The following is a 6625-nucleotide window of genomic DNA, read 5'->3' on the forward strand; positions in this document are numbered from 1 at the left end:
AACCAACATTTGTATCACAGGTAATCATCATGAAAGTCACTATATTCGGAATTGGCTATGTAGGTCTTGTTCAAGGAGCGGTGCTAGCCGAGATTGGCCACGATGTAATATGTGTGGACGTAGATGAGCAAAAAGTAAAAAACCTGGAGCAGGGAATTATTCCAATCTATGAGCCGGGATTGGAAGTTTTAGTTAAAGAAAACTACACTGCTGGAAGATTGAAGTTCACTACTGACTCTGCATCTGCAGTGAAACATGGAGAGGTTCAATTCATTGCCGTGGGCACACCTCCTGATGAGGACGGATCTGCGGACCTGAAATATGTACTGGCCGTTGCCGAAACGATAGCAAGTAACATCGAAAGCAATTGTATTATCATTAACAAATCTACCGTTCCTGTTGGGACGGCCGATAAAGTGAGGGAGCGAGTTGCGAGCGTACTGTCTCAACGCGGTCGCACTGATCTTTCATTTGACGTTGCATCGAATCCAGAATTTTTAAAAGAAGGTTCTGCAGTGTCTGACTGCATGCGTCCGGACCGGATAATTGTCGGGACGGAGCAGGCCAGTACAGAAAAAGTCATACGTGACCTCTATGCTCCATTCAACCGGAATCACGAAAAAATAATTGTCATGGACGTTCGCAGCGCTGAGCTGACGAAATATGCAGCCAACTGCATGCTTGCAACAAAAATCAGCTTCATGAATGAGATTTCTAACTTGTCAGAAATGCTCGGGGCTGATATCGAAATGGTACGAAAAGGTATAGGTTCAGATCCAAGAATTGGCTACCACTTCATCTATGCAGGATCCGGCTATGGTGGATCTTGTTTTCCTAAGGATGTACAAGCCCTCATTAAAACTTCTGAGCAACTGGATTTTGACGCAGTAATTCTGAAATCCGTAGAAGCAAGAAATAATGAGCAGAAGAGTGTGATTTTCAGAAAAATATTTAACCACTACGATGGAAATATTGCAGGAAAAACATTCGCTCTTTGGGGCTTAAGTTTTAAACCGAATACGGATGATATGCGTGAAGCACCCAGTCGCGTACTGATGGAGGCTCTATGGAAAAACGGCGCCAAGGTGAGAGCGTATGATCCAGAGGCAATGGAAGAAACTCAGCGAATTTACAACAATCGTGAAGACTTGAGTCTGTGTGGAACCAAAGAAGAGACTTTAAAAGAAAGCGATGCCTTAATCATCATCACTGAATGGCAGGCCTTCAAAGCGCCCGACCTGGATCAGATTAAAAACCAACTTCGCGAGCCTATAATCTTTGACGGAAGAAACCTTTTCGATCCTCAAAAGCTTAAAGACAAGGGGATTAAGTATTATTCCATAGGCCGCTAGTAGCTTTACAAGTTGAAGTCGGGGCTTTAGCCTCGCTTCAAACAAACTCTCCTGACAACATTCTAGACATAGACCAGCAGCCAATGATTCAAGTCATCATATTTATATTAAGCACAACGGTTGCCGCTCTTGTATTTTCACGAAAATATAAAATAATACCAATTTTCGCTTTAATATTATTTTTATTTACGATCGACTACACAAACTACTACTTTAATATTGACTCATCAATATCCGGATATCTTGTAAAGATTTACATTGAGATTCTTTTTGTATTCGCATCGCTAAAATATGTAGCTCGTATCGCGAAAGGCAAAAAAACAAAAAAATATATACTTTCAATTTTGCTATTTGCAATTTCATTTTTAGTAATTGGGATGGCAAAAAACGGAGCGTTAAATGCTATTTTAGATTGGCGCACTTCGATTCTTCCGGTCGCCTTAGCTTTCTTACTTGTACATAGCAATATTCTAGATAGTCGAACCACCCGCAGGGCAATAGAGTTCTTCTGCGTACTGACAATCTTAAATTCCATATTGGCAATTTATCAGTACAACTCATTTGATGGAAACGCAGAATCATCTTGGCGATATAACTTCTTGGTAGAGGCTAGGCAAAATAACGAATCGAACACTGAAGAGCGTTTTGTAAATTATCAGATAGTTCGGGGTGATAAGCTTCGAGCCTCAGGCATCTTTGTGAGTGCCTTGCAATATTCTTACATTGCAGCAATGGCTGCTTTCTACTTATTACTAAAATTATTTCTAGAGCAAAGAAAAAAACTTCTAATACGTTTCGTATATACAGCTGCCTTCTTTGTTCTTTTCGCTGGAGTTATAGTAAGCCAAGTACGAGCTTCGCTCATAATACTAGCAATATGCATTGCTGCTTTTTTCTTCTTTGTTAAAAGGTCCAGGCACGCAATAATATTTTCCACTAAAAAGTCCGTTGCTTTAATAGTTTTCAGCTATGCTTTAATTTTGCTTGTTCTCTTCTTTTTCGGGGGAAATGCGCTGGACGATTCGGCGGCTGGCAGAGTTCCTCAGTATATAAAAGCAATTTCTGAATTCACTGTTCTTGGTGCCGGTCTTGGTAAGTATAAAGGTCAGTTTGACTCGTACTTCGTATATGGAACAATGACATTCGGGATCGCATTTTTTATAATTCCATTAATTTACGCGAGATTATTCAGTTCTGCATTCAGCCTTGCACCTAGGTTGCCAGAAAATGAAATAATCATAATATTTGCTTTCGGTATTTCTATCTCTGCCGCAATTATATCCCTATTTCAGCATCTATCCGGATCCATATACTACTATATGACTTGGATCTTGCTGGTCATCTCATCCTATTCGGTCAAACACAAAAGCGATCCTGCTTAAAGTCAACTATCTGAACAATTGGTCATCAAGATCATAATGAATATACTAAAATCGAAATCACTTCACTTGCTATGCGTTCGAATTACCGGCGCCATAGCAGTGCTGCTTGCAAATATTGTTATTCTGAAGATAGAAAGCAGTGATTTGGCGGGCCTGTTTCTTGTTGCTTACACTATATTTCAGATTTCCGCAGTTATAGCTCGTTTCGGATCGGACATCCATCTGGTAAGAAATTACTATAAGCAGTCACGCGAGGAAGTGCAGGACTGCTTCAATCAATCAATAGGGGTTAGCCTTCTGATTGGTTCAATGCTGATCCCTATTACATACTTTCTTGGAGATTTCTATATCCAACACTGGAGTAGCATATCAAGTGCTAGCAATGATCACTCGTCAATACTTCTTATATTTATATTAATTCCTCTGTTTTCCGCATCAAATACTGTTTTTTTTATATATCAAGCTAGGCATAAGACCATCATTCAAATCTTGGGTATAAATGTCATTCAGCCCTGGACTTTTTTGGCATTTTATCTAGCGATTAAACTCGCCACCCACCTGGATGTTTTATCTTTAGCTCCCGACACAATCATTGTAGCCTCCTTCTACGCCTCAATTTTAATTTATATAATTATCGCTGCCGTATTTGCAAAAAAAGCAAACTTGACTTGGGCTCCGATATCGGCGTTATCTAAAAAGCCACTGAATAAAACTCTAGCCTCACAACTAAAGTATGCTTCCGCTACAATAGGAACCCAGCTAGTCGGTTGGTTACCCTATCTGTTAGCCTCCTTGCTTTTAGGATCTTCATTTGCTTCAGTCTTTAACATACTCCAAAGACTGGCAATGCTTTCAACCTTTATATCGGTATCAATAAATTCTATATCCGCACCTCAGTTTTCAGAGCTTTCCAGCCGATCAGACTATCGGACCATAAAAAAAATATTTTGGTCCAATACAAAAAAATTAACTTCCTTCTCCTGCATTTATCTAGTTTTTCTTCTGGTCTTAGTAAGGTTTAGCGGACAAATACCAGAAAACTTTCACGTCGCATGCTACATCGTATTATTAGGCTATTTTGTAAATTGCTCTACTTCGGTATGCGGATATTATTACCAGAATGCTTCAAGCATTTACCATCTTAACGTAGCGCTGTATCTGACAGTTGCACTGTCTCCCTTCGTGACTTATTGGCTTTTAGGGGCCTGGGGTGTATTGGGTGCTGCAGTTGCCATTGGGAGTACCATTGCGTGCATTAATGCAATCTTATTCCCGCTAGCCACAATAGACCTTAATCGGCGTACATCGACAATGGCCATTAGTTCAATTTAATCGTAGCTAAACTATTAGGTTTGTCATGACGCACACACAGAACCAACGTGTACATGTTAACTTCCTCGTTGTGGTTTACTCTACCAGTCCAGGTTTAACCACTACACTCAAGTCACTAGCCAACCTGAATTTTCAGTCGGCAAGAATTCTTCCAAAATTTTCAATTTGGGATAATTCTGAGCAGGGATTTGGGGAGGCATCAGTCCCAACATTGCCTGGTGAAATAACGTATTACCACAGTGGAAAAAACGAGCGTCTTTCAACGGTATACAACACTCTGATCTCCAATAGTGCAGAGTCGGACTATTTTATAGTTTTGGACGACGACTCCAGTGTAACTAATGATTATGTATCCAGTTTGGATTTATTTTTCAGAAGCACTGTGCCGGTAGCGGTGCCTCAAATTTTGTTCAATCACAATCTTATATCGCCTGGAATCATAAAGGGTGTTCGCGGCAGAGCGTTGAACGTGCAAGATTTGGTGACAGGCCCCGTCCCATCAAAAAACATAGTAGCAATGATGAGCGGGACCGTCATATCTAAAGAAGCACTGTCGCGGGGTCTGAAATTTGATGAGCGCTTGAGTTTCTATGGAGTTGATACACGATTTTTCATCGATTACGCAAACTACTACAGCGAAATATTTATTCTCAACACATCAATTCCCCATAGCTCAGCACTCAGAGAGGGCGGGCAAGCTTATACCAAAAAGGTTCAGCGATTCCGGAATCTCATACTTTCAAGGCCACTGGTCTTTGATTACGTAAAATATCACAAATTTAAAATATCATTCTATGTGCTGTTGTTTAGCCTAAATACATGCCTTAAAGAAAAAAACATCAGATATTTATCCCTGATGCTACTTGCACTACACATACTGAGCCCAAGGAAATCATATGCGAGATGAAATACTTTGCCTTCATCAAAGCTCCGAACTGTACGGTTCGGATCGAAGTTTCCTTGCGGCAATTGAATCAATTTCTGCAAAAAAGAAAATCTACTGCATTCTACCTTTTCTAGGGGAGCTCTCTCCGCTAGTTAAGGACATGGGCGCCGAAATAGAGTATTACCCCTACGGAATACTGAGAAAGCAGAGGCTGAAAAGCCCGGTCAGCTATAGCATGGAACTGATTAAGGCGACCTTGTATTACGCAAAAAAATATAAGGCGTTTAATGCGATATACATCAACACGACCGTCATGTTGTCCGCTCTGCTCGCTGCTGGATTATATAGATTTTCCAAGAAGAGTTTCTTTTGCCATGTCAGAGAAATTCCAGACAAAAAGCTCATTGTAATATTTCGTTTGCTTCTACGGTTCTCAGGTGCAAAGCTAATATTCAATTCCGAGGCTACAAAAGCTGCTTTTAATCTTCCGGGGACTGTTATTTATAATGGTGTGGTCCCCCTTTACAGCGTCCCATCGATGCGTACCGGGAGAGACTGTAAGAACCTACTTTTGATCGGTCGGATAAATACATGGAAAGGGCAGGACTTTTTCATTGATGTCATTGGAAAGATAGCCAATAACGCAGGAGATGACCTTCACATAAGGATAGTGGGTAGCCCTTTTGAGGGATATGAATACCTGGAAAAAGATTTAATCGAAAAAGTAAACTCATATGGGATCTCCGACAACGTCGAGTTTTTCCCTTTTTGCTCGGATCCAACCGAGCATTTTCAATGGGCAAGCTATGTAGTTGTCCCCTCCACGAAGCCGGAGCCGTTCGGTCGAGTAGCGATCGAAGCGTACTCCGTCGGAAAACCAGTGATAGCTGCGGGTCATGGTGGCTTGGTAGAGATTGTTAACCATGAAAAAGACGGTTTCCTCTTCATCCCTGCCAATCAAAGCAGCCTTGAAGAAGTCCTGCTAAGACTTCCTCCGCCTGGCAGTCCACTGTACGAAAAGCTGAGCAAGTGCGCACTGGATACTTATTACAAGAAGTTCTCAATAAAAAGCTATAAAGAGCGCATAAATTCAACGTTAGAAAATATATATTAAAAACAGAGCAAACCACATCATCAGGAATACCATGAGACTTATCATACTATTCATGCTTTCCTTGTGCAGTCTAACTGCAAGTGCGGCCCCTTCATTTGATATAGGCGTTTACTACTATCCTGGTTGGACTCAGCCTAATGATCCTTGGCAGAAAATAAAGCCATTTAAGGATAGAGAGCCTCTACTTGGATGGTATAAAGAAGGATCTGTAGAAAGCGCAAAAATACAGATCGACTGGATGCAGCAGTATGGAATAAATTTCGTTATCTATGATTGGTATTGGGACAATGTTCACGGCGTTAATCGGACACACGCTATAGACTCTTTTTCCAAATTAGAAGACACACATGACATCAAATTCACCCTTCTCTGGGCCAACCATACCGAGACACCCTCAAGTCTTAAACAATTTGATGATGTAGTGCAATACTGGATAGACAATTATTTTAGAAGTTCTAAATATAAAAAAATAGATGGAAAACCCGTCGTTTTCATATTTTCATCTGAATTATTTGAAAAAGATGCCAGGAGTTTCGGCAGTAACACCAATGAACTCTTG

General features: G+C 40.7%; 6 protein-coding genes. All 6 read left to right on the forward strand.

Features of this window, described 5'->3' with window-relative positions; all coding sequences use genetic code 11:
- Positions 1-29 precede the first annotated feature (29 nt).
- Complete coding sequence (locus BK662_RS02930; protein ID WP_123356571.1) at positions 30-1352, forward strand: UDP-glucose dehydrogenase family protein; 1323 nt, start codon at positions 30-32, stop codon at positions 1350-1352.
- An 83-nt stretch (positions 1353-1435) separates the two neighbouring features.
- Entirely contained in the window at positions 1436-2734 is a 1299-nt protein-coding gene (locus tag BK662_RS02935; RefSeq protein WP_123356559.1) for an O-antigen ligase family protein, read from the forward strand.
- Positions 2735-2770: 36 nt separating this feature from the next.
- A complete protein-coding gene (locus BK662_RS34550) occupies positions 2771-4066 on the forward strand; it encodes a lipopolysaccharide biosynthesis protein (RefSeq protein ID WP_148057906.1) in 1296 nt (431 codons plus the stop codon).
- 25 nt (positions 4067-4091) lie between these two features.
- A complete protein-coding gene (locus BK662_RS02940) occupies positions 4092-4973 on the forward strand; it encodes a glycosyltransferase (protein ID WP_123356561.1) in 882 nt (293 codons plus the stop codon).
- Entirely contained in the window at positions 4963-6066 is a 1104-nt protein-coding gene (locus BK662_RS02945; protein ID WP_123356563.1) for a glycosyltransferase family 4 protein, read from the forward strand. The genes BK662_RS02940 and BK662_RS02945 overlap by 11 nt, the downstream gene beginning before the upstream one ends.
- Before the next feature lie 31 nt (positions 6067-6097).
- The coding region (locus BK662_RS02950) for a glycoside hydrolase family 99-like domain-containing protein (protein WP_259695870.1) at positions 6098-6625 on the forward strand (528 nt) is incomplete at its 3' end.

The sequence above is a fragment of the Pseudomonas frederiksbergensis genome (assembly GCF_003732275.1).
GTDB classification, from domain to species: Bacteria; Pseudomonadota; Gammaproteobacteria; order Pseudomonadales; family Pseudomonadaceae; genus Aquipseudomonas; species Aquipseudomonas frederiksbergensis_H.